This window comes from Nocardia vinacea (assembly GCF_035920345.1).
Taxonomy (GTDB): Bacteria; Actinomycetota; Actinomycetes; order Mycobacteriales; family Mycobacteriaceae; genus Nocardia; species Nocardia vinacea_A.
Window position 1 is genome coordinate 4,117,910 of the sequence record NZ_CP109149.1, and the last position, 21,214, is coordinate 4,139,123.

The window sequence follows — 21,214 nt, forward strand, 5'->3', positions numbered from 1 at the left end:
CGGCAGCTTGCGCGGTCGCCCGCCTGCGCGCGGGAACCCCCGAAAGGCGCGCCTGCTCAGGGCAGGCGCGCCTCCGGTTGGGGCGAGTCAGGAGGTGGGCTGGCTCAGGTCGTAGACCGTCGTGCCGCCGACCGTGATGGCGGTGTAGTGCGCCTTGACCCATGCGGTGATTTCGCTTGCGCTGCTGTTGGATCCGCCGCCGGGGCCACCGCCCATGCCGCCGCCCGCGATGAAGTAGGCGATATCGCCGTTGGCGACATACTGCTGGAATTGCGCCAGCGTCGGTGAATTGTCGCCGCCCGTGAAACCGCCGATCGCCATAATCGAAGCGCCGGTGGACAATTCGAGGCCGCTCGCCGACTGCGAGCCCACCGCCGCTGCGGCCCAACGGGTGTCGGTATTGCGCACCAACTGCTGCAGTTCGGTGTTGGACGAATTCGAGCCGCCCGGTCCGCCGCCGTCACGGTTGGTGGTCGCGTCGGTTCCCGTCTGCTCGGTACCGGTCTGCTCGGTACCCGCTTGTCCAGGTGCCGTGCCGTCGAATGACGGTGCGCCGGTTCCTGATTCGCCGGAACCATCGGGGGCCGCTCCCCCGCCGCCACCCGGTCCGCCCATACCCATCCCCTTACCCGCGACAGCCGGGCCGGAGGTCGGAATGGAACCGGAATGCGCGGTTGACGCAGTCTCGATCGCGTACGCGGTGGTCCCCGCGAGGCCGAACAGCAGTCCGGCGATCGCGACGACGGCGGTGAACCTGCCGAGCTGGTGTGCGCCGACCGCGACGATGGCCGCGACCACGATCGAACCGATCAGCACGATCCAGCGCAGTGCCGGGTACCAGTCGGGTGTGCGATCGAGCAGGATGAAGTTCCAGATACCGGTCGAGGCGGACATGGCCGCGAGTGCGATACGCGCCGTGACGAATTGGCGACCGCGCCACAATTCGACCACCGCGACACCGACCAGCGCCGCGATCGCCGGGGCGAGGGCGACGGTGTAGTACGGGTGCATGGTGCCCTGCATGTAGCTGAATACGACACCGGTGACGAGCAGCCAACCGCCCCACAGCATCAGGCCCGCGCGAGTGCGTCCGGTCCGCGGCGTGCGCCGGGTGAACCACAGACCAGCCACCAGACCGATCAGGGCGGCGGGCAGCAGCCAGGAGATTTCGGTGCCCATCGAATCGCCGAACAAGCGGGTGATCCCGGTGCTGCCGCCGAAGCCGGTGTTGCCACCGCCACCACCGCCACCACCACCGCCGTTGCCTTCGCCGCCGAGGACACGGCCGAGACCGTTGTAGCCGAGCGCGAGGTCGAGCAGGCTGTTGTCGGTCGAGCCGCCGATGTACGGGCGCGAAGCAGCGGGCCACAGGCTGACCAGGGCGACGAACCAGCCACCCGAAATCACCATTGCGACAAAAGCGCCGAGCAGCTTGGCGATACGACGCCAGAAACCGATCGGTGCGGCGACCAGGAACACCAGTCCGAGCGCGGGAAGAACCAGGAAGGCCTGCATCATCTTGGTGAGGAAGCCGAATCCCACTGCCACACCGGCCAATGCGAGCCAGCGGCCGCTGCCGCGCTCGGTGGCGCGGACCGTGCAATACGCGGCGACGACGAGCAGCAGCACCAGCAGTGCGTCCGGGTTGTTGAACCGGAACATCAGTGCCGCAACGGGAGTCACGGCCAGAGCCACACCCGCAAGCAATCCGGCCGCCGGGCCGCTCCACCGGCGCACCGCGGCATACACCAGTCCGACCGACGCCACCCCCATCAGTGCCTGCGGCAGCAGCATGGAGAACGAACTGAAACCGAGCAGCCTGCCGGACAAGCCCATCACCCACAGCGATGCGGGCGGTTTGTCGACGGTGATGGCGTTACCCGAATCCAGCGAACCGAACAGCAGCGCCTTCCAGCTCTGCGTGCCTGCCTGGACCGCAGCCGCGTAGAAGTCGTTGGCCCAACCGGATTTACTGAGTCCCCACAGGTAGAGGACGGCGGTGGCCGCGAGCAAGGTCCACAATCCGGGGCGTGCCCACCGCGGCTGGTCGGGCGGGCCGAACAGCCAGCGAGTCGATCGTTTCGGACGCGTGTCCGCATGCCGCGGACCCGCTGGTTGGGCGTGCCGCACGGGCGGCGCATCGGTCATGGTCATATCGAGTCCCTCTCGTGTAGTCATGGTCAGTGAGTGGCGGTGAGGTCGTAAACCGTGACGCCATCGATCGTCTGGGCGGTGAAGTTGGCCTCGACCCAGGCCGCGATTTCGCTGGCGGCCTGGCTGCCGCCGCTCCCGGATCCGCGCATCCCGCCCATGATCTGGGCGCTGATGAAGTAGTGGATCTTGTGTTGGGCCACATAGTCTTCGAACTCCGACAGCGTGGGTGCCGGGTCGGTGCCGTTGAAGCCGCCGAGGGCCATGACCGGATCACCGGTGGCCAGTTGGTATCCGGCGGCATTGCTGGAGCCGACGACGGCGGCGACCCAGGTGTAGTTGTCGGCGTCGGCGCTCAGTGCCGCGGTTAGGTTCGCGCCCGGTGTGATACCGCCGAACATTCCGCCCATCGGGGCACCGCCACCCGCGCTACTGCCTCCGCCCATGCCGGTTGGCGCACCCGCACCACTGCCGGTCCCGGTCGATGCACCCGCGCCACCGCCGGTCCCGGTCGATACACCCGCGCCACCGCCGGTCCCGGTCGATCCGCCCGCGCCACCGCCTAGCGCACTCGCAGTGCCGTCCTGCGCACCCGTGGCGCCACCTTGCGCACCCGCGCCACCGTCAGTGCGGCCCGGCGCACCCGCGCCACCGTCAGTGCCGCCGGGCCGCCCGCCGCCCGGGAAGGACCGGCCCGCCCCGGCTGGTCCTGCGGACGGAATCGCACCGCTGTGTGTAGTCGCCGCAGTGGCAAGTGAATAGGCACCGGGTGCGGCCAAGCCGACGGCCATGGCGACCGCGAGGACACCAGTCGCAACGGCCTTCGGCAACCGACCGACCACCAGCAGCAATGCCGCCGCTCCGACACCGGCAATCGCGACCACCGGCCCCAGCCACGGCAGCCGGTCGCGGGTCCGTGCGAGCAGGACGCAGGCCAGCACGACCGTCACCACCAGCGCACCGGACAGCATCACCGTCGCCCGAATATCGTTGCGGCGCTGCCACAATAAGCTCGCGCCGACCCCGATTGCGCCCGCGATCGCCGGTGCCAGCGCCACCGTGTAGTACGGGTGCAGGATGCCATTGGCGTAGCTGAACACCACGCCGGTGACGATCAGCCAGCCCAGCCACAGCAATAATGCCGCCCTGGTCGGATCGGTGCGCGGGGCCCGACGGGTGAGCCACAGTCCGGCAACGCCGAGGATCAATGCGGCGGGCAGCAACCAGCCGATCTGGCCGCCCATTTCGGAACCGAACAAACGGGCCCAGCCGACGTCGAAATTCAGGTTCCCGAGGCCACCGGTCTCGTTACCGGTCAACCGGCCGAAACCGTTGTAGCCCAACGCCAATTCGAGCACGCTGTTGTGCTGAGATCCACCGATATAGGGCCGCGACGACGCGGGCCACAGCGTGACAAGCGCCAGATACCATCCTGCGGATACCACCATCGCAAGCACAGCGGCGGCCGATCGAATGATCCTGGTGCGCAGCGGCGCATGCGCGGCGAGCAGATACACCAGCGCGAACGCGGGCAGCACCAGGAACGCCTGCATCATCTTGGCCAGGAAGCCGAAGCCGACCGCGACACCGGCCAGCGGCATCCACCAAGCGCCGCTGTCCTTTTCGATGGCCCGCAGCACGCAATAGGCCGCAACGGTCAGCAGCAGCACCAGCAGCGCGTCCGGATTGTCGAACCGGAACATCAGTGTCGCCGCCGGTGTCAGCGCCAGCACCGCACCGGCCAGCATCCCAGCCCAGTGACCGCTGACGCGGCGCACCGCCGCATACAGCACCGCGACCGCCGCAACGCCCTCGAGCGCCTGCGGCACCAGCAGACTCCAGGAGTTGAAGCCGAACAGCCGCGCCGAAATATCCATCACCCAAAGCGCTGCGGGGGTCTTGTCGACGGTGATCGCATTGGCCGCATCGCTGGAACCGAACAGCATCGCCTTCCAGCTCTGCGATCCGGCCTGCACCGCGGCGGCGTAGAAGTCGTTGGCCCAACCGCTGGCACCGAGATTCCACAGATACAGCAGTGCTGTCGCGCTGAGCAGCACCGCGAGCGATACCCGCCGCCACAGCGGGCCGCGCCCGGATGACCGCGCATCCGATGGCTCGGCCGCCGCGGCGGCAGGAGCTCCCAGCAATGTTGTCGTCATGCTTTGATCGTCGCGGCCCGACGTAGTTGCAAGCTCTGTCGTAACTGTGAGTTCGCTGTGTGGCGCAGCGCTCAGTTCGCGGCGGTGGCACCGGGCAGACGCACGGTGAATTCGGTGCGGCCGGGCGCACTGTCCACGGAGATATCGCCGCCGTGCGCCTTGACGACGGCCGCGACGATCGCCAGCCCGAGACCGGTGCTGCCCGCCCGCCGCGAGCGCGACGAGTCACCGCGCGCAAAACGCTGAAAAACCATCGGCTGCAAGCCTTCCGGGATGCCCGGACCATCGTCGGTCACGCGCCACACCGCTCCCCCGTCGCCGTTGAATTCCAGCGACGTGAGCACCGTGGTGCCGGGACTGGTGTGGACGCGCGCGTTGGTGAGCAGATTGGCGAGCACCTGATGCAGCCGGGCCGCATCACCGGTGGTCACCACCGGCTCGTCGGGCAGCTCCAGATCCCAGCGGTGTTCGGGACCGGCGATATGCGCGTCGCTCACCGCGTCCACCGTCAGCTGGGTCAGATCCACCGGCTCATGCTCGAGCCCCCGTCCGGAATCCAACCGCGCGAGCAACAGCATGTCCTCGACCAAACCCGTCATCCGCCGGGATTCGGAGTCCACCCGGCCCATCGCATAGGCCACCTCGCCCGGCACCTCGGCCCGTTTGCGTTGCGCCAGTTCGGCATAGCCGCGAATGGCGGCCAGCGGGGTGCGCAGTTCGTGACTGGCATCGGCGAGGAATTGCCGGACCCGGGTCTCGCTGTCGTGGCGCGCCGACAACGCGCTGGTGATGTGATCGAGCATCCGGTTCACCGCCGAACCGAGCTGCCCGACCTCGGTGCGCGGATCGGCGTCAGCTGCCGGAACCCGAACGGGCAGTACGACTTCGCCGCGATCGAGTTCCAGATCGGCCACCCGCGCCGCTGTCGCCGCGACTCGATCCAAGGGTGCGAGCGCCTGCCGGATGAGCCAGATTCCGACCGTTATCGCGATGATCGACACGATCGCGGTGACGATCCCCAAGATCAGTAGGACACGCAGCAGCGTGGCGTCGACGGTGGTCAACGGCATACCGGTGACCACGACCTCGCCCGACCATGTCGTATCCGCGACCACTCGATAGCGGCCCTGACCATCGAGCGCGAGAGTGACCGGCTTTCCGTTGGCCGGTACCGCGGTGAGCTGCCGTTGTGCGGCATGCGAGAGCGAACGCTGCGTGCCGTCGCCATCGATTCGGCCCGCCTTGGTGACGCTCCCCTCGTGGACGATGGCGCCGATCGTGTCGGGCTGGATGCCACGCCGGTCCAGGAAGTCCGGTCCCGGACCGGAACCCGATGGCGGCGGAGGTGGCGGTGGCGGCATCGACGGCTGGCCGCTGGGTCGTGGCCCGAGGCTCGGACCGCCGCCGACATCACCGAGTGAACGCTTTTGCACATCGACCAGTTCGGTATCCAGCTGATGCACGAGGAACTGCTGCAATGCGAATTCGGTCACGGCGCCGATACCGACGACCACGATCACCAGCAACAGCACCTGCCCGACCAACAGGCGGGCCCGCAGCGACCAGCGCCGCGGCTTCAGCATCCGGCGCGCCACCTCAGTTCGCGGGCTTGAGGACATATCCGGCGCCGCGCAGGGTGTGGATCATCGGTGCCCGTCCACTGTCGATCTTCTTGCGCAGATACGAGACGTACAGCTCGACGATGTTGGAACGGCCGCCGAAGTCGTAGCTCCACACCCGATCCAGGATCTGCGCCTTGCTCAGCACCCGCTTGGGGTTGCGCATGAAGAACCGCAGCAATTCGAATTCGGTGGAGGTCAGCACGATCAGCTCACCGGCCCGGATGACCTCGTGACTGTCCTCGTCGAGCACCAGATCGCCGACCACCAGCTGCGCGCCGCTGTCCTCGGTGGCCACGCCGGTGCGGCGCAGCAGCGAACGCAGCCGCAGCACCACCTCTTCGATGCTGAAGGGTTTGGTGACGTAGTCGTCGCCGCCCGCGGTCAGTCCGGCGATGCGGTCCTCGATCGAATCCTTTGCGGTCAGCAAGAGCACCGGCAGGTACGGCAGCTGTGCGCGCAGCTTGCGCAGCACCTCGAGCCCGGTCATATCCGGCAGCATCACATCGAGCACCACCACATCCGGGCGGACCTCGCGCGCCTTCGCGACGGCCGTTCGACCATCGCCCGCGGTGCTGACCTCCCACCCCTCGTACCGCAGAGCCATCGACATCATGTCGGCCAGCACGGGCTCGTCGTCGACGACCAGCACGGTGATGGCGCTGCCATCGGCGCGGCGCATGACAACTCGTTCGGCCGGCCCGTTCCCGGCGCTCATCGCGGACATCGTCCTACCATGACCGCGAACGCTGAGGGGTAGCTGTGCCGAAACTATGTGTCAGCTGTGAGCGCACACCCAGCGGATCCAGAACTAGCGCACAGCCGACGCCAAGGTAGGCGGACCAAGGTCGGATCCGAGCATTTATTCGGTCCGCACCCGCAAGGAGCACCATGAGCCACCCCACTCAACAACCGTCATCGGAACCCGACACGGTCTGGGGCGCACCAAAGCCCGCGCAGGCGGGCACCTGGTCCACCAAGAAGACCCTGGCCGCGGTCGGGATCGCTGGAGCGATCGCCGCGGCGGGCGGCGGTGCCATCTACGCGGCATCGTCGTCCAATTCGAACAGCAGCCATGGCCCGGGCGGTCCCGGTGGCATCGGGTTGTCGATGAACGGCGCGTCGGGTCGGTCCGGTCAAGCGGGTGGTCCGGGTTCCGGAACCATGATTCCCGCGGCGCTACACGGGGAGTTCGTCGTCGCCGATAGCAATGGCGGTTACACCACCGAGCTCACCCAGACCGGCACCGTCACCGCTGTGAGCGCGACCTCCATCACCGCCACCAGCATCGACAACTACACCCAGACCTACACCATCTCCGGCGCGACCAGCGCGTCGACGGTGAAAGCCGGGGATGCAGTGAGCATTCGCGCTACCAAGACCGATGGCACCGCCACCGTGACATCGATCACCGCAGGCAATGCGACCGCGCCGGGCGGTATGAGCGGCGCGCCGGGTGCGATGGACGGCGGACCGGGTCAGATGAGCGGTGGACCCGGCCAAGCAGGCGGCAAACCGACCGGATAACCCGTGGACCCGGCCAAGCAGGCGGCAAACCGACCAGATAAACCGTGAACCCCGGCCAGACGGGCGGCAAACCGACCAGATGGGCGGAACATCCGCGGCCGGCGGGGGCGGTGGGCAGAGCCGAACCGGCAACTGATCGGTTCATAGCTGGCACTTAACTTCCGCCAACGAAGGACAAATGTTGGGGCTCAACGATTCTCGGGGTCGGCCCGAAGAAGCGGTCGACGGTTTCGGATCTGATCCGACAACAGGAGGAACGCAGATGAGTTTCACATCGAAGCTGGCAGTGACCGCGGCGGCCGGTGCCGTCGCGCTCGGCATGCTCGGCATCGGAGCCGGTGCGGCGAGCGCCGACGGACCCCAGGGACCGGTGCCCGGACAGCAGTGCCAGCCTCCTGGCGACCACCCGCAAGGCCCGCCGCCCGGTGACCACCCGGATGGTCCGCCGCCCGGCGACCACCAGGGCCCGCCTCCGGGCGACCACCCGGACGGCCCGCCGCCCGGCGACCACCCGCAGGGCCCGCCGCCGCAGTGCCAGCCCGGCCAGTAACCCGTTGCAGCCCAACACATCCCGATAAGCAACCGCGGCGGTGGACTCGATAGTCCACCGCCGCGCTGCGTCGGCATAGGCGAGTGATTGCAATGAGTCGACCACATGGCGAAACACCGCGACCAGCGCATCCGCAGCGGCAGGCCCTGATCAAGATCAGGTGGAACTGAGGGCAGTGGCTTCTCGCCCGATGCCGCCATAGATTCCACCTGATCTTGATCAGGGCAGCGCGAGCGGGAGCGGGAGCGGGATTCTCGTGCAAGCGAGGATCGATGGTGGGTCGAACACCTTGCGAAACAAGGCATTTCGAATCACGCAAAGTGAAGTATGATGACACGGGCTGTCGCTTCGAAGTACCAAGCGGCCGTCTCGAATCTTGTGCCAATCGACCGAGGTGGCGGATGTGGGTCTGAGTGGTAAGCGGTTCCTGGATGTGGCCGGGAGCCGGGAAGCGGCCGTGACGGTGCTGGCATCGATCACCGCGTTGTACTACCTGATCGTCGCGGTCACCAACTGCATCGACACCGATACCAACCGGCGCGGGGTGCAGGCGGTGCTGTCGATGCAGGCCACGATCCACCACTCCGGTACCGACTGGCATGCCATCACCAACAGCACGGTCATTCTTATCGCCTACATCCTTATCGTGACCTGGGAGTATCTGACCGGCTTCGTGCTACTCGCCGGGGCAGCGACCGGCTGGTGGGCACTGTTCGGCCGGAACTCCGCCAGGACCGCGCTGGCCGCGAAGTTGTCGAGTCTCGGCTGGACCATGGCCGTGCTGCTGTTCGCGGGCGGCTTCCTGACCATCGGCGGCGAATGGTTCCGGATGTGGGCGAACAAACAAGTGAACGCCACATCGGCGGCGCTGCAGAACTTCCTCCTCGCCGCGGTCGGCCTCATCCTCGTACACATGTCGAGCCGCTCCGAAGCCCGAGAGCAGCCGTAGCAGAAGACGTTTCGTCCAGGTGCAGAAGTGCGCGGGCCGCTCAGTGGGTCGTGCGACATTCCTGCGGCTGGAGAATGCCGAGTTGCCGAACGAATTAGCCTCTGACTCCGGGTTTTTCTTTCGGTGGTTGCTGAATTTGTTGTCTGCGTTGGCCGATGCACCCGCCTCCGTCGATTCGGCGGCGGAACGCGGTCGGCATTTCGCGTCTCAACCAGAGTAGGGATAGCGGCGCATCCACTTAGTCATGATCCATTTTTCGCCGGCGAGGACCGGTGCGCCGGCGTGCTTTGTCCCCGGGTCGACCTGTCCGAGGTTATTGAAGTATCGGAAATAGACTGCATGGCCTTTGCGCGGGAAAATCGAAATGCCTGCCTCAGGAAAGACGGTGTCACCGCCGCCTTCGACGTCATTGAGATAGACCACGAGAGTCGCCGTTCGCTGGCCGCCGCGAGCGATATGAGCGGCGTGGCCGGGTTGCTCCGGCGGAAAGTAATCGAAATGGGAACGGTACTCGCCTCCGACGCCGTACCGCAGAATTTGCAGCCCCTCACCGTTTTCCATCGGACAGTTCATCAGGGCGGAGATCCGCCGATCGAGTCGGTCGATCAAAGGGGTCTCGGACAACTGAAAAGACGTGCCTTCGCTGGAGCGATTCCTAATTGTCTCCGGACGCCCGGTCTCGGGGTCGACGATCGTGGACCGCTGCAATTTTCCTTCGGACAGCTCGATCACCTGATCACATTCCTCGGCGGAGAGCACATTACCGAACAGAATCAGCTGCGGCCGTTCCAACCGCAACACCGAGTAAATCGCGCGGTCGTGAGCATGAATAATTCGATCGGGGGAAACGGGACAGGCGTCGTATTCGTAGCCCGAGGATCCTGGAAGCTCTCCCGCCAGCAAAGCGCGCACCGCCGCGGAGGCCACATCCTTGTCGAAACCACCCGTGATCATCGATTCGACTACCGATTCGACAGAACAACCACGTGCGAGGTTTTCCTCCAGCCAGTTCCGCCACGAAGCATCCATTGCCATCGTCATATTCGCAGAGTTTATGCTCCGATACCAGGAGCCTGACTTTCCACTGCTGGGAATTATGTTTCCGAGTTGCCACAACGGCTGCGACGTTGTCGGCTCCCGGCGCTGCGCTGGGACTGGGCAGATCCGCCGTTTCGGCAGGTCAGCGACTCAGCACTGTCGTATCGAAGAAATGCCGCGAGGCCCGGTAGACATGCCTGCCCATTTCGATCGGACGCCCGGAATCATCGAAGGCGACCCGCTGCATGGTCAGCAACGCCGCATTCGTGCGCTCGTCCAGCAGCTGCGCCTCGGCCCTGGTGGCACCGCGCGCACCGATCCGCTGGCGCGCGAGCGCAATGTGAATTCCCTTGGCCCGCAGGCATTCATAGAATCCGTGCAGTTCGAGCTGGTCGGGCGCGGGTGCGAATTCGGCGGGCACGTAATTGGTCATGACGGCCAGCGGCTCACTCCCGGCACGGCGCAGCCTGCGGAAGGTCACGAAGCGGGCATCCTCGGGCACGCCGAGTTCCTTGGCGATATCGGGATCCGGGGCGCCGAGCTGATAGTCGAGCAATTCGGTAGTCGGTTCCTGACCTGCGGTGAGCAGATCGTCGTACAGACTGGTCAATTCGACCGGGCGATGCACCTGATTCTGTACGACCTGGGTGCCCACACCGCGCCTGCGCATCAATAGCCCTTTGTCGACCAGCGCCTGGATCGCCTGCCGCGTGGTCGGCCGCGACAGATTGAGCCGTTTGGCCAGGTCGAGCTCGTTCTCGAGGCGATCCCCCGGGGTGAGCCGACCTTCCAGGATCGCGTTCTGGATGCCCTGTGCCAGTTGGAAATACAGCGGGACCGGGCTCGAGCGGTCGATCGCGACATCCAGTGGCGCGGGCATCGTCGGCTCCTCGGGGCGAGCGGGCGCAGGTGAGCGCCATTTCTTCCACTGTAAATCACACCGAGCAGTTCTTGTTACGTATGTCCTTATGTCCTGACAAAGTCTTGACAAGCAGGTATGACGAGCGCACAGTCTGGATACGCGGCCATGCCCGTCCGAGGACCGAACCCTGGAGTCAGCCTGTGAACGCTCAATTCGAGGTCGTGTCGACCGGTCGGGTCGGCGTCGACATTTATCCGCTCCAATCCGGAGTGGGGCTGGAAGATGTCGACACCTTCGGCAAGTTCCTCGGTGGCAGTGCCGCCAATGTCGCCGTCGCCGCGGCGCGGCTCGGTCGGCGCGCCGCGCTGTGGTCCGGTGTCGGCGCCGATCCCTTCGGTCGATACGTACGGCGTGAACTGGTCCGACTCGGTGTATCCGACGCCCTCGTGCAGACCACCGATCGCCTGCCGACCCCGGTCACCTTCTGCGAGATCTTCCCGCCGGACGATTTCCCGCTGTACTTCTACCGCGAACCGAGCGCGCCGGACCTGCAGATCACCGGCGGCCAGGTGGATCCCGACATCATCCGCGGTGCGGGCGTGTACTGGTCGACTGTCACCGGCTTGTCCCAAGAGCCTTCTCGTGCAGCGCATTTCGATGCTTGGTCGATCCGGGAACGGCGGCCGCTCACCGTACTCGATCTGGACTACCGGCCGATGTTCTGGTCCGACGAGGAACAGGCCCGCACACAGGTACGCGAGGCTCTGCCCCAGGTGACGGTGGCGGTCGGTAACCGCGAGGAGTGTCGCATCGCCGTCGACGAGACCGATCCGCATCGGGCCGCCGACGCGCTGCTGGATCTGGGAGTCGAACTGGCCATCGTCAAACAGGGACCGGATGGGGTGCTCGGCAAGACCCGCCACGAATCCGTCGTGGTGCCGCCGGCCACCGTCGAGGTGCTCAACGGCCTCGGCGCGGGCGATGCCTTCGGCGGCAGCCTATGTCACGGCCTGCTGGCCGGATGGGAGCTGGAGACCATCCTGCGCCGCGCCAATGCCGCCGGGGCCATTGTGGCCGCGCGGCTCGAATGCTCCACCGCCATGCCGACCAGCGCCGAAATCGACGATCTCGTCGCCCTGTCATTGATTGGAAAGGCCCGGAAATGAAGGTAGCCTCGCGCGGCGATTCGGTGAGGGGCGGTGACCAGGAGACGGGCTGGCCCGAGTCGACCTCGGCACCCGTGGGAGTGCGGTCCTATGCCGAGCTGACCGAGTTGCGTGCGGCCGATCCCGGCGCCATCGCCCGAGCTTTCGGCACGCGGACCCGTCGCGGTCTGGTGCGCGGCGACGGCCGGTTGATGATCATCGCCGCCGACCACCCGGCCCGCGGCGCACTGTCGGCGTCCGGCAACCCCTACGCCATGAACAGCCGCAGAGAACTGCTGGACCGGCTGATCACGGCATTGGCTCGGCCGGGCGTGGACGGTGTGCTCGGCACCGCGGACATCATCGAGGATCTGCTACTGCTCGGCGCGCTCGCGGACAAGGTCGTCTTCAGCTCCATGAACCGCGGTGGCATCGCGGGCGCGGATTTCGAACTCGACGACCGGATGACCGGATATACCGCGCGGGCGACCGCCGCGGCCGGACTCAATGGCGCGAAAATGCTCAACCGGTTCGATCTCATCGATCCGGGCACCCTGTCGATGATGACCGCGAGCGCCGCCGCCATCGATGAACTCGCCGCGCTCGGTTTGGCCGCGATGCTCGAGCCGTTCATATCGCACCGGCCCGATGGGCCGGGCACCAAGGTGGTCAACGATCTGTCACCGGATGCGGTCATCAAAAGCGTGCATCTGGCGCAGGGATTGGGCTCCACTTCCGCCTATACCTGGTTGAAACTGCCCGTCGTCGCGGAGATGGAGCGGGTCATGGATGCCACCACCCTGCCCACCCTGCTGCTCGGCGGCGATCCGCAGACCGGACCGGACGAAACCTACGCGCGCTGGGCGAAAGCCCTTGCGCTGCCGGGTGTTCGGGGCCTGATCGTGGGTCGTGCGCTGCTGTATCCACCCGACGACAATGTCGCGGGTGCAGTCGATACGGCCGTAGCACTGGTCCGGTGATCGCGATGCACAGCAAGCATTACGTGCCCGCCGCCCGCACCTATCACGCCCCGTACACGGTGGCGCTCACCCAGGAGGTGGCCGGGTGGGATCACGCCAGTCTGCACATCATCGAGCTCGCGCCGGGACAGTCGCATCGCACGCACAGCCGAGCCGATGAGATCGTGGTGGTACCGCTATCCGGTTCGTGCACCGTGGCCAGTGCTGGCGAGTCTTACGAATTGGCCGGGCGCACATGCGTTTTCGACGGTCCGACCGATTTCGCCTATATCGGACGGGACAGCTCCTACACCGTAACCAGTACCGGCGGTGGACGATTCGCGCTCGGCGGCGCCGTCGCCCAGCGCCAGCTGCCGTTCCGCTATGTGCCTGCCGCCGATGTGGCCGTCGAGTTGCGCGGTGCGGGCAACTGCAGCCGTCAGGTGCACAATTTCGCGACGGCAGACGCCTTCGAGGCCGATTCGATCATCGCCTGCGAGGTGATCACTCCCGGCGGCAACTGGTCGTCGTACCCGGCGCACAAACACGATGAGCTCTCCGATACCGAGACCCCGCTCGAGGAGATCTACTACTTCGAATTCGCCCGTGGCGCGGACGATTCGCCCGGCTTCGGCTACCACCGTGTGTACGGGACCCCTGAGCGGCCGATCGATGTGCTCGAGGAGGTTCGCGACGGCGATGTGGTGCTGGTGCCACACGGCTACCACGGACCGTCCATCGCCGCGCCCGGCTACCACATGTACTACCTGAACATCATGGCCGGCCCTGGACCGGAGCGGGCCTGGCGGATCAGCGACGACCCGGCACAGACGTGGCTGCGCGACACCTGGGCGGATATGGCGATCGATCCGAGACTTCCCATGAGCGCGAAGGAAACTCGACAGTAAATCCGATCGACCAAACCACCGGTTCGGTCGCGGTCGCGGCGGACTGAACCTCGGCTTCCCACAGAACAACTGAGCGGCAGGCTCGGACCCGACCAAGTCCGAGCCTGCCGCATCGGGTTCTCACTGCGGGGAAGAGCCCGCGGCCGTCCGATGACGCACAATCTGTCCTGGCTCGAAGTGGGCCTGCCCCAACGCTTTTGCGCCGCATCGCACCGAGCGGGTTGCCGGTCGGGCAGCGACTGCGAAATCCACTCCAGGACAGGAGTTCTCGTGATGGCCAGCGATCGGGACGCGCTCTCGGACAGATACCGCAAGTTCCGGGTCGAGAACTTCCCGCAGACGGATTTGGCCGGTTATCTTCCTGTCGACGGCGTCGAAGTCAAATTTCTCGACGGCTGCAATCGGTCGTGCATCTTCTGTGTGAACGAGGACTACATCGGAAAGCGGTTGAATCCGTTGGACGCCGGTCGCTTCGCACAGTCGCTGTTCGACTGGATCGATTCACCCACCGAGCCGGAACGGCCCGAGGCCGTCTACGGCACCGGCGGTGAGCCTCTGATGGCGCTGGATCTCGTCGAGGAGGTCTTCCGTCCGCTGGGCGAACGCGGCATCACCACGCGACTGGTGACCAATGGCACCTTGCTGGACGGGAAGCGGATCGCCCGACTGGTCGATATGAAGTTGTCCGGGGTGAAGGTCACGTACAACACCGCCGATGCCGCTCGGCTGGCGGCCCTGATGAAGGGTTCGAAATCCAATGACGCCGAACTGATTCTGCGCAACATCGAGCTGGCCAAAGCGGCCGGACTGTGGGTGTTCATCCGAATCGGACTCGGCAAGCACAACTTCGACGAGGCACCGAAGATCTACCGCACCATGCGCGAGATCGGCGTCGATGTCGTGCAGATCAAGCCCTGGATTCCGTCCGGACTCGCGGCGGCCAATCAGACCGAGCTGAGCCTCAGTCCCCCGGTGCTGTTCGATCGGTTCACCGGAATTATGGAAGAGCTGTACGACGAGATCCAGCAGCCCGGGGGTCCCGAGGTGACCGTCTCCTGCTATCCGCCCGCGCGGGATCTGGGATTCACGGTCAAGGATTGCGCCAATGTGGCCAAGATCTACTGTGAACCCTGCGGCCATGCGCTGGTGTGCAATTTCTCCGACGAATACCTCGGCAGCTGGTTTCCCGAGGACGGTGGCCTGCTCGCGTGTGTACAACGTCGCCGTGAGTTGTATCCGAGGATCATGGACGCCCATGGTGTCGCGTCGTGCCCGGCCCGGCTGAACTGGTCGTCCCCGACCCGGGTGGTCAACCCGGCGCCCGAATGGAAGCCCGCTGCACTATTACCGCTCGCTGTCGTCAATGCCGAATGAGGTCGTGCCGCAGCGGATCTTGCTCCTCTCGCGTAAACCGCTCAGCGAACGCCCACTGCACGAATGGCTCCCGGAGGTCGTGACGGACACCGTTCTCATTACCGTGCCGGGGGCGCTGGCGGGCATCGGCGCGGATGTGCGCGACCGGTTTCGCGACTGCCGCACCGTCTCGGATTACCAATCGTGGTCCACCGAGTGGCTGGCCGAATGCGCGGCGCGCGAACACCGAGTCGGTCTCGTCGCCAGTTCGAGTGAGGACGATGTGCTGCGTAGCGCACGGCTGCGCGGGCGGCTCGGATTACCAGGGCAGACACTGGAATCCGCGCGTGCCTACCGCGACAAGCTGATCATGAAGGATACGGTGGCGCGGGCCGGAGTAGCTGTCCCCCGCCGGCGGGCCATCGACCGGCCCACCGACCTGATCGAGTTCATCGAGGAGGCCGGATTGCCCGTCGTCGTGAAGCCGCGTCGCGGCTCCGCGTCCATCGGAGTGCGCATTCTGCGCGGCGGAGGCGATGTCACCGCATTCCTGGCATCGGGCGAATTGCCTGCGGCACCACAGCATCGCGACCGGTGGATTGCCGAGGAATACGTCGACGGCGACTTCTTCCATGTGGACGGGGTTATCGCCGACGGGGCGGTGGTGCACTGCTGGCCGAGCCAGTACAGCAGCGGCAATGCCGAAGCGGCACAAAGGGAGTCCGAGCTGTCCAGCGTTCTGCTCGCGCCCGACGACCCGAGAACGGAGCTGCTGCAACGCTTTGCCGCCGATGTCCATCGCGCGTTGCCGAGTCCCGCGTTCCCGACGAGTTTCCACCTGGAGGCGTGGATACCGGCCCATGGCAAGCCGGTGCTCTGCGAGATCGCCTCGCGAACCGGCGGTGCCCTCATCGCGCGCATCTATCGGGAAGCGTTCGGCGTGCATCTGTCCCGGGAGAATCTGCGCGGGCAGTGCGGACTCGACCTCGAACTGACGCATCAACCCGCGGCGCCGCGGCGCGCCGGTGGCTGGGTGCTCTTCCCACCCGGACACGGCCGATTCGAGCCGCCCACGGATGCCTGTCCGACTGCCGGGTCTGAGCTCGAATTGCACATGGCGCCAGGTACTTTCGCGCACGGACCAGAGTACGCCGCGCATTCGGCAGCTGCGGTCGCGGTGTACGGCGACACCGCCGACCAGGTGCGGCAACGAATCCGGGACACGACACGCTGGTGGGGCGAGGTGGCCCGGTGGCTGAATTGAGCCGCGAGCGCCGGGTGGCCGTGCTGTCGAAGAAGCCGCTGACCACGCATCGCTACGATCATTGGCTCTCGGAATTCGGTATCCAGACCACACTTTTCGCGGAAGACACGCCTACGAGTCGTACCTTTCTCGCTGGGACTCATCGATATTCGACCGCACCTCGTCTCTTCCCGGATTGGAAGCGCAATCGAGCCGTCGATGAAGCGGTGGTCGCCGAACATGCCGAACAGCCCTTCGACCGGATCGTCGCGCTGAGCGAATGTGATCTCGTCCGAGCCGCCGAATTGCGCGCCTACCTCGATATTCCGGGCCAGAGCTTGGCTTCGGCAACCGCGTTTCGCGACAAGTCCGTCATGAAATCACTGGCAGGCCGGGCCGGGCTGCGCGTGCCGGACCACGCGCTCGTCGATTCGGTTTCCACCCTGATGGACTTCGCGGACAACCACCCCGACGGTGTGGTGATCAAACCGGTCGACGGATCGGGCTCGGTCGGCGTCGTCGTGCTGCGCGACCGGGTCTCGATCGAGTCCTGGGTGCAGACCCGCGCGCTGTCGGGTGACGATCCCACCGACTACCTCGTGGAGGAATGGGTTGCGGCCCCGATGCTTTCGGTGGACGGATTGATGCGAGCCGGACAGGTCCAGGCGATTATGGTCGGGGCCTACACCCGGACCTGTCTGGACTCGCTGGTCGACCTGGCGCCGCATGGCATTCTGCTGCTCGACGCCGACGATCCGCGCGTCGCGGCGGCCCGCGATTACCTGGCCCGGCTGCTGCATGCACTGCCCGCCGCCGGGGAGACCATGAGTTTCCATTGCGAGCTCTTCGATCACCCCCGCCACGGCCCCATACTCTGCGAGATCGCCTGCCGCACCGGAGGCGGCAATCTGAACCTGATCGCCGCCGCAGCCCTCGATGTCGATCTGGAACAGGCTTCCTGTCTCGGGCAGGCCGGTGTCGTCGTGTCGGTCGAGCGCACGATGCCCGAATCCGGCCGCTGCTACGGGGATATCGTGGTGCCGCGGTCTCCGCGATCGTTCCCGCCGGGTCTACGGTGCGATCTGCCCGGTGTCCTGAGCTTCCACACTCACCTGAATGAGGGACCCGGGCGGGCGGCGAAGGTGTCGGATTATGTGTTCGATGCGCTGCTGGCCCACGACGACCATATCGGTGTGCGCGGCGTGTACGACTCCGTCATCGCATGGCTGGACGAGCACCTGACACCCGAGTCCGCGAAGAGGCGGTGCTGACCCGCGATGGATCTCGGACTGGCCGGACGCGTCTATTACGTCACGGGCGGCAGCCGCGGTATCGGACGCGCGGTGGTTACACTGCTGCTCGCCGAAGGCGCCGCGGTCGCGGCCTGTGCCAGAGACGTTGCGGCGCTGGAACAGCTGCGTGCCGCCCTGCCACCCGGCCACTGCGACCGGTTGCTCACGCACATCGCCGACGTTCGGGATCCGGCGGCCCTCGACCAGGCCGTCGGCCAGGCTCGCGAACGATTCGGACGACTCGACGGTGTGCTGGCCAATGCCGGAGCCGGCGTCTCCGGCAGCGTGCTGACGACACCGGAGACCGAGTGGCACAACCAATTCCAGGTGAAGGTGGGATCGGTGTTGAACCTGGTCACCTCGGCGCTGCCCGCGCTGCGCGAATCGGATGCCGGACGGGTTGTGGTCATGAACGGTGTCACCGCGCACGCACCCGAGGCGGATATGGCCGCCGTCAGCGCGACGCGCGCCGCCGTGGCCAATCTGACTCGGTCACTGGCCGTCGAACTGGCATCATCCGGCATTCTCGTCAATACGATCAGCCTCGGTCCGATCGCGACCGACCGTCAGCGCGCTCGATATCTCGCCTCCGGAGCGGATGAGCCCTTCGAAAACTGGTGCGCGGGCGAGGCGAGCCGCCGAGGTGTGCTGCTGGGGCGCTTCGGAACACCACAGGAGGTGGCTCCGGTTGCGGCACTGCTACTTTCGCCGAGCTGCTCCTACGTGACCGGCAGTTCCATCGATGTCTCGGGCGGCTCCGGTGGCCGCACCTGACTGGGAGATCGTCATAGCCAGGCACGGCCCGACCGAATGGTCACGCGCAGGGCGATTCAGCGGTCATATCGACATCCCGCTGTCGGCAGAAGGGCGCACCCGCGCGGCCGAACTCGGGCGGGCACTTCGGCGACCGGTACCGGAGCGCATCCTCAGCAGCGACCTGACTCGCGCACGACAGACCGCCGAAGCAATCGCCGGTGCCGCCGGGCTCGACCCGCGCGGGATCACGATCAGCAGCGGTCTGCGCGAAGAATCGCTCGGATCGTGGGAAGGTCGCACTCGGACCCACATCGCCGGAACCAACCGGAATGGTTACGCCCGCTGGCTGGCCGGCGATATCGGGGCATTCGACGGCCGGGAAGGACTTGCGGCGGTGGCGCGGCGGGCCGTTCCCGTACTGCTCGACCATTGCGCCGAGCGGCCCCGGACCACGGGTCGGTTGGTCGTGGTCACCCACGCGAATACGGCGGCGGCGCTCATCGGCGCACTCGTTGGTATTCCGTTCGGTCATTGGGCGGATCTGCCGTGTCCCGGACCGGCTGAAGCCATGGTCCTGTGGTGAGCGGGCCCGCCCGGACGTTGGCCTGCGCGATACTGGTCACCGCCATCGGCAACGGTCTGTATCTCGCCGGTGCGGTGCTGTTTCTGACCCGGTCGGTGGGGCTGAGCGGCACGGACGTCGGGATCGGACTGACCATCGCGGGCATGACCGGACTCGGTGCGGGACCCGTGGTGGGCCACCTCGCCGACCACTTGGGTGCGCGCGAGGTCTATCTGGTCACGCTGACCGCCGAGGCGCTGGCCACCGGGGGCCTGGCCCTGGTCCACAGCTTTGCGGCATTCGTGGTGGTCGCAGCCGCGGCCGGCATTGCCGAGCAGGGCAGCAGAGCGGTGCGCGGCGCGCTGATCGCACGGATCGGCGGGGAGATGCGAGCGCGTCTGCGTGGCTATCTGCGATCCGTGACCAATATCGGCGTGGCGCTGGGGGCCGGGGGTGCCGGTCTGGTCATCCGATCCGACACGCGCACAGCATATTTGGCGCTGCTCCTCGTCGATGCCGCCAGTTTCCTGCTCGCCGCCCTGGTAATCGCTCGCATTCCGCGACAGGCCCCGCTACCTCGAACCGACCGGGACCGCACTGTGCGCCCCGACCGGTTGGACCTGCCGTTCCTTGCCGTCACCGCGGTGTACGGCGTGCTGTCCCTGCAGTATGCGGTGCTCACCGTGGCACTGCCGCTGTGGATCGTCACCCACACCACTGCCCCGGCGTGGCTGGTCTCGCCGCTGCTGCTGACGAACACCGTGCTCGTCGTCTGTCTCCAGGTGCGAGCGGGCCGCCGCGTCGATTCGATCGCCGACGCAATCGCGATCACCCGCCGAGCCGCTGTCCTGCTAGCGCTGGGATGCCTGCTGTTCTGCATAAGTGGCGTGGGCTCGCCGGTATTCGCCGCGCTGGCCTTGACAGTCGCGGTGACGGTGCACACATTGGGCGAAATCGGCCAGGCCGCAGGCGAATTCGAACTGAGTTTCGCGCTGGCGCCAGATCACGCACAAGGCCGCTATCAAGGAATCTTCGGCATGGGAACCGGAGCCTTCATCGCCGCCGCCCCAGCTCTGCTCAGCGTGATCTGCATTGATCGGGGCCGGGCCGGATGGATTCTGCTCGGCGGCATACTGCTCACCGCCGGAGTCTGCATCGGGCCGGTCGCGCGCTGGGCGCAGCGCCGGGCCGCGAATCTGATCGATGCGTGAAACCCGAGCAGTGCGCCTGCACAACTTCCGGGCACACCCGTGCGTGTGGAATGGGCCCACACCCCCGGCGCGGCCGTCACCATGGAATTCGATGCCGCAGAACAGATCTACCACTTCGCCCACCCCCTCCTGATCCCTGCGGACGACCGCGAACTCTGCATCCCTCAGCGCAATGGCTTCGCCGAGAATGCGCTGGTGATCCCGTGACCTGGGGGTGGTTACAAGTCTGCGGGCGTGGGCGTGTGGTCGTCGTGTAGCACAGCGCTCGGGTCGCCCGCGGTGATCAAATGACCGTCACGCAGCAGGAGGCAGTTGTCGGCGCGCAGGGCCTCGTCGCGGTCGTGGGTGGCCATCACCACGGTGACGCCGTAGGCGCGGATTTCGTGCAGGACTTGGGAAATCCGTTGTTGGGCTCGGGTGTCCAGGCCGGTGGTTGGTTCGTCGAGTAGCAGTAGCTCGGATTCTTGGACGAGAGCCTGGGCCAGCAGGGTCCGCTGGCGCTGACCGCCGGACAGGGTGGTGAGGCGACGTCCGGCCAGGTCGGTGATGCCGAGGCGGGACATGCCTTCGCCCACGATGGCGATGTCGGTGCGGGTGAGGCGGCGCCACGGTCCACGGTGGGCCCAGCGGCCCATGGCGACGGTCTCGCGTACGGTGATCGGCAGAGTTGCGGGGACCGCGCTGTGCTGCACGACCAGTGCGGGTCGCCGTGTACTCCCCCGCTGAATCGTGCCCGACGTCGGCGTGAGCACACCGGCGAGCACGCTCAGTAGCGTGGACTTTCCGGATCCATTGGCGCCCACGATCGCCGTGACCTGCGCGGCCGGGATCGCGGTGGTGATGTCGTGCAGCACGGTCCGCGACGGGTAGCCGGCAGATAGCGCATCGATTCGAACTGCCGGGGTCATCCGTTTGTGCACTATCTCACCT

Annotated in this window: 20 protein-coding genes; 13 read left to right on the forward strand and 7 right to left on the reverse strand. The window is 66.4% G+C overall.

Translation table 11 applies throughout. The features are described 5' to 3' along the window. Positions 1-87: 87 nt before the first annotated feature. The 4 genes from OIE68_RS19335 to OIE68_RS19350 all read right to left on the reverse strand — a co-directional run bounded on the left by OIE68_RS19335 (position 88) and on the right by OIE68_RS19350 (position 6,611). Positions 88-2,178 (reverse strand): ArnT family glycosyltransferase, encoded by a 2,091-nt coding sequence (locus OIE68_RS19335; RefSeq protein ID WP_327100756.1) that lies wholly within the window; start codon positions 2,176-2,178, stop codon positions 88-90. Positions 2,179-2,180: 2 nt separating this feature from the next. Continuing rightward, positions 2,181-4,310, reverse strand: a complete 2,130-nt coding sequence (locus tag OIE68_RS19340; protein ID WP_327100757.1) for an ArnT family glycosyltransferase — start codon at positions 4,308-4,310, stop codon at positions 2,181-2,183. Between the two features lie 71 nt (positions 4,311-4,381). Beyond that, on the reverse strand, positions 4,382-5,929 hold the full coding sequence (locus tag OIE68_RS19345; protein WP_327100758.1) for a HAMP domain-containing sensor histidine kinase: 1,548 nt from the start codon (positions 5,927-5,929) through the stop codon (positions 4,382-4,384). Continuing rightward, a complete protein-coding gene (locus OIE68_RS19350) occupies positions 5,907-6,611 on the reverse strand; it encodes a response regulator transcription factor (RefSeq protein ID WP_040700370.1) in 705 nt (234 codons plus the stop codon). The genes OIE68_RS19345 and OIE68_RS19350 overlap by 23 nt, the downstream gene beginning before the upstream one ends. 209 nt (positions 6,612-6,820) lie before the next feature. Here OIE68_RS19350 and OIE68_RS19355 point away from each other — a divergent pair, with 209 nt between their 5' ends. The 3 genes from OIE68_RS19355 to OIE68_RS19365 all read left to right on the forward strand — a co-directional run bounded on the left by OIE68_RS19355 (position 6,821) and on the right by OIE68_RS19365 (position 8,955). After that, positions 6,821-7,456, forward strand: coding sequence for a hypothetical protein (locus OIE68_RS19355; protein ID WP_327100759.1), 636 nt, complete (start codon positions 6,821-6,823; stop codon positions 7,454-7,456). 262 nt (positions 7,457-7,718) lie between these two features. Then, positions 7,719-8,006, forward strand: coding sequence for a hypothetical protein (locus OIE68_RS19360; RefSeq protein WP_327100760.1), 288 nt, complete (start codon positions 7,719-7,721; stop codon positions 8,004-8,006). A 403-nt stretch (positions 8,007-8,409) separates the two neighbouring features. After that, positions 8,410-8,955 carry a DUF2165 domain-containing protein gene (locus tag OIE68_RS19365; RefSeq protein ID WP_327100761.1) on the forward strand — a complete coding sequence of 182 codons (546 nt, stop codon included), beginning with the start codon at positions 8,410-8,412 and terminating at the stop codon, positions 8,953-8,955. 207 nt (positions 8,956-9,162) lie between these two features. Here OIE68_RS19365 and OIE68_RS19370 read toward each other — a convergent pair whose 3' ends face one another. After that, the gene (locus tag OIE68_RS19370; protein ID WP_327100762.1) at positions 9,163-9,996 is read right to left on the reverse strand and encodes a 2OG-Fe(II) oxygenase; all 834 of its coding nucleotides are present in this window, start codon (positions 9,994-9,996) and stop codon (positions 9,163-9,165) included. Between the two features lie 139 nt (positions 9,997-10,135). Next, complete coding sequence (locus OIE68_RS19375; RefSeq protein ID WP_327100763.1) at positions 10,136-10,873, reverse strand: GntR family transcriptional regulator; 738 nt, start codon at positions 10,871-10,873, stop codon at positions 10,136-10,138. 182 nt (positions 10,874-11,055) lie between these two features. On the opposite strand from OIE68_RS19375, the gene iolC reads away from it, so the two are divergent. The 10 genes from iolC (at position 11,056) to OIE68_RS19425 (ending at position 20,491) form a co-directional block, all read left to right on the forward strand. Beyond that, positions 11,056-12,021: a 5-dehydro-2-deoxygluconokinase gene (gene iolC / locus OIE68_RS19380; RefSeq protein ID WP_327100764.1), complete on the forward strand. Its 966-nt coding sequence runs from the start codon at positions 11,056-11,058 to the stop codon at positions 12,019-12,021. Further along, positions 12,018-12,980, forward strand: coding sequence for a Cgl0159 family (beta/alpha)8-fold protein (locus tag OIE68_RS19385; RefSeq protein WP_327100765.1), 963 nt, complete (start codon positions 12,018-12,020; stop codon positions 12,978-12,980). Before iolC ends, OIE68_RS19385 begins: the two co-directional genes overlap by 4 nt. Before the next feature lie 5 nt (positions 12,981-12,985). Then, positions 12,986-13,867 carry a 5-deoxy-glucuronate isomerase gene (gene iolB / locus OIE68_RS19390; protein WP_327100766.1) on the forward strand — a complete coding sequence of 294 codons (882 nt, stop codon included), beginning with the start codon at positions 12,986-12,988 and terminating at the stop codon, positions 13,865-13,867. Between the two features lie 273 nt (positions 13,868-14,140). Next, positions 14,141-15,241 carry a radical SAM protein gene (locus tag OIE68_RS19395; protein ID WP_327100767.1) on the forward strand — a complete coding sequence of 367 codons (1,101 nt, stop codon included), beginning with the start codon at positions 14,141-14,143 and terminating at the stop codon, positions 15,239-15,241. Next, positions 15,231-16,484: a hypothetical protein gene (locus OIE68_RS19400; RefSeq protein WP_327100768.1), complete on the forward strand. Its 1,254-nt coding sequence runs from the start codon at positions 15,231-15,233 to the stop codon at positions 16,482-16,484. The genes OIE68_RS19395 and OIE68_RS19400 overlap by 11 nt, the downstream gene beginning before the upstream one ends. Then, positions 16,472-17,734 (forward strand): hypothetical protein, encoded by a 1,263-nt coding sequence (locus OIE68_RS19405; protein ID WP_327100769.1) that lies wholly within the window; start codon positions 16,472-16,474, stop codon positions 17,732-17,734. The genes OIE68_RS19400 and OIE68_RS19405 overlap by 13 nt, the downstream gene beginning before the upstream one ends. 6 nt (positions 17,735-17,740) lie before the next feature. Continuing rightward, positions 17,741-18,529, forward strand: a complete 789-nt coding sequence (locus OIE68_RS19410) for an SDR family oxidoreductase (RefSeq protein ID WP_327100770.1) — start codon at positions 17,741-17,743, stop codon at positions 18,527-18,529. Next, entirely contained in the window at positions 18,516-19,094 is a 579-nt protein-coding gene (locus OIE68_RS19415) for a histidine phosphatase family protein (RefSeq protein ID WP_327100771.1), read from the forward strand. Before OIE68_RS19410 ends, OIE68_RS19415 begins: the two co-directional genes overlap by 14 nt. Further along, the gene (locus OIE68_RS19420) at positions 19,091-20,284 is read left to right on the forward strand and encodes an MFS transporter (protein ID WP_327100772.1); all 1,194 of its coding nucleotides are present in this window, start codon (positions 19,091-19,093) and stop codon (positions 20,282-20,284) included. Before OIE68_RS19415 ends, OIE68_RS19420 begins: the two co-directional genes overlap by 4 nt. Before the next feature lie 39 nt (positions 20,285-20,323). After that, complete coding sequence (locus tag OIE68_RS19425) at positions 20,324-20,491, forward strand: hypothetical protein (protein WP_327100773.1); 168 nt, start codon at positions 20,324-20,326, stop codon at positions 20,489-20,491. An 11-nt stretch (positions 20,492-20,502) separates the two neighbouring features. On the opposite strand, the gene aztA is transcribed toward OIE68_RS19425, so the two are convergent. Next, positions 20,503-21,192 (reverse strand): zinc ABC transporter ATP-binding protein AztA, encoded by a 690-nt coding sequence (gene aztA, locus OIE68_RS19430; RefSeq protein WP_327100774.1) that lies wholly within the window; start codon positions 21,190-21,192, stop codon positions 20,503-20,505. Positions 21,193-21,214 lie beyond the last annotated feature (22 nt).

Excerpts from the sequence above, each read along its gene's own strand:
- OIE68_RS19370 (WP_327100762.1), bottom strand. The coding sequence starts at position 9,996 with ATGACGATGGCAATGGATGCTTCGTGGCGGAACTGGCTGGAGGAAAAC.
- OIE68_RS19410 (WP_327100770.1), top strand. The coding sequence starts at position 17,741 with ATGGATCTCGGACTGGCCGGACGCGTCTATTACGTCACGGGCGGCAGC.
- OIE68_RS19385 (WP_327100765.1), top strand. The coding sequence starts at position 12,018 with ATGAAGGTAGCCTCGCGCGGCGATTCGGTGAGGGGCGGTGACCAGGAG.
- OIE68_RS19395 (WP_327100767.1), top strand. The coding sequence starts at position 14,141 with ATGGCCAGCGATCGGGACGCGCTCTCGGACAGATACCGCAAGTTCCGG.
- OIE68_RS19355 (WP_327100759.1), top strand. The coding sequence starts at position 6,821 with ATGAGCCACCCCACTCAACAACCGTCATCGGAACCCGACACGGTCTGG.
- OIE68_RS19340 (WP_327100757.1), bottom strand. The coding sequence starts at position 4,310 with ATGACGACAACATTGCTGGGAGCTCCTGCCGCCGCGGCGGCCGAGCCA.
- aztA (WP_327100774.1), bottom strand. The coding sequence starts at position 21,192 with ATGACCCCGGCAGTTCGAATCGATGCGCTATCTGCCGGCTACCCGTCG.
- OIE68_RS19400 (WP_327100768.1), top strand. The coding sequence starts at position 15,231 with ATGCCGAATGAGGTCGTGCCGCAGCGGATCTTGCTCCTCTCGCGTAAA.
- OIE68_RS19335 (WP_327100756.1), bottom strand. The coding sequence starts at position 2,178 with ATGACTACACGAGAGGGACTCGATATGACCATGACCGATGCGCCGCCC.
- OIE68_RS19345 (WP_327100758.1), bottom strand. The coding sequence starts at position 5,929 with ATGTCCTCAAGCCCGCGAACTGAGGTGGCGCGCCGGATGCTGAAGCCG.
- iolB (WP_327100766.1), top strand. The coding sequence starts at position 12,986 with ATGCACAGCAAGCATTACGTGCCCGCCGCCCGCACCTATCACGCCCCG.
- OIE68_RS19350 (WP_040700370.1), bottom strand. The coding sequence starts at position 6,611 with ATGCGCCGCGCCGATGGCAGCGCCATCACCGTGCTGGTCGTCGACGAC.
- OIE68_RS19375 (WP_327100763.1), bottom strand. The coding sequence starts at position 10,873 with ATGCCCGCGCCACTGGATGTCGCGATCGACCGCTCGAGCCCGGTCCCG.
- OIE68_RS19360 (WP_327100760.1), top strand. The coding sequence starts at position 7,719 with ATGAGTTTCACATCGAAGCTGGCAGTGACCGCGGCGGCCGGTGCCGTC.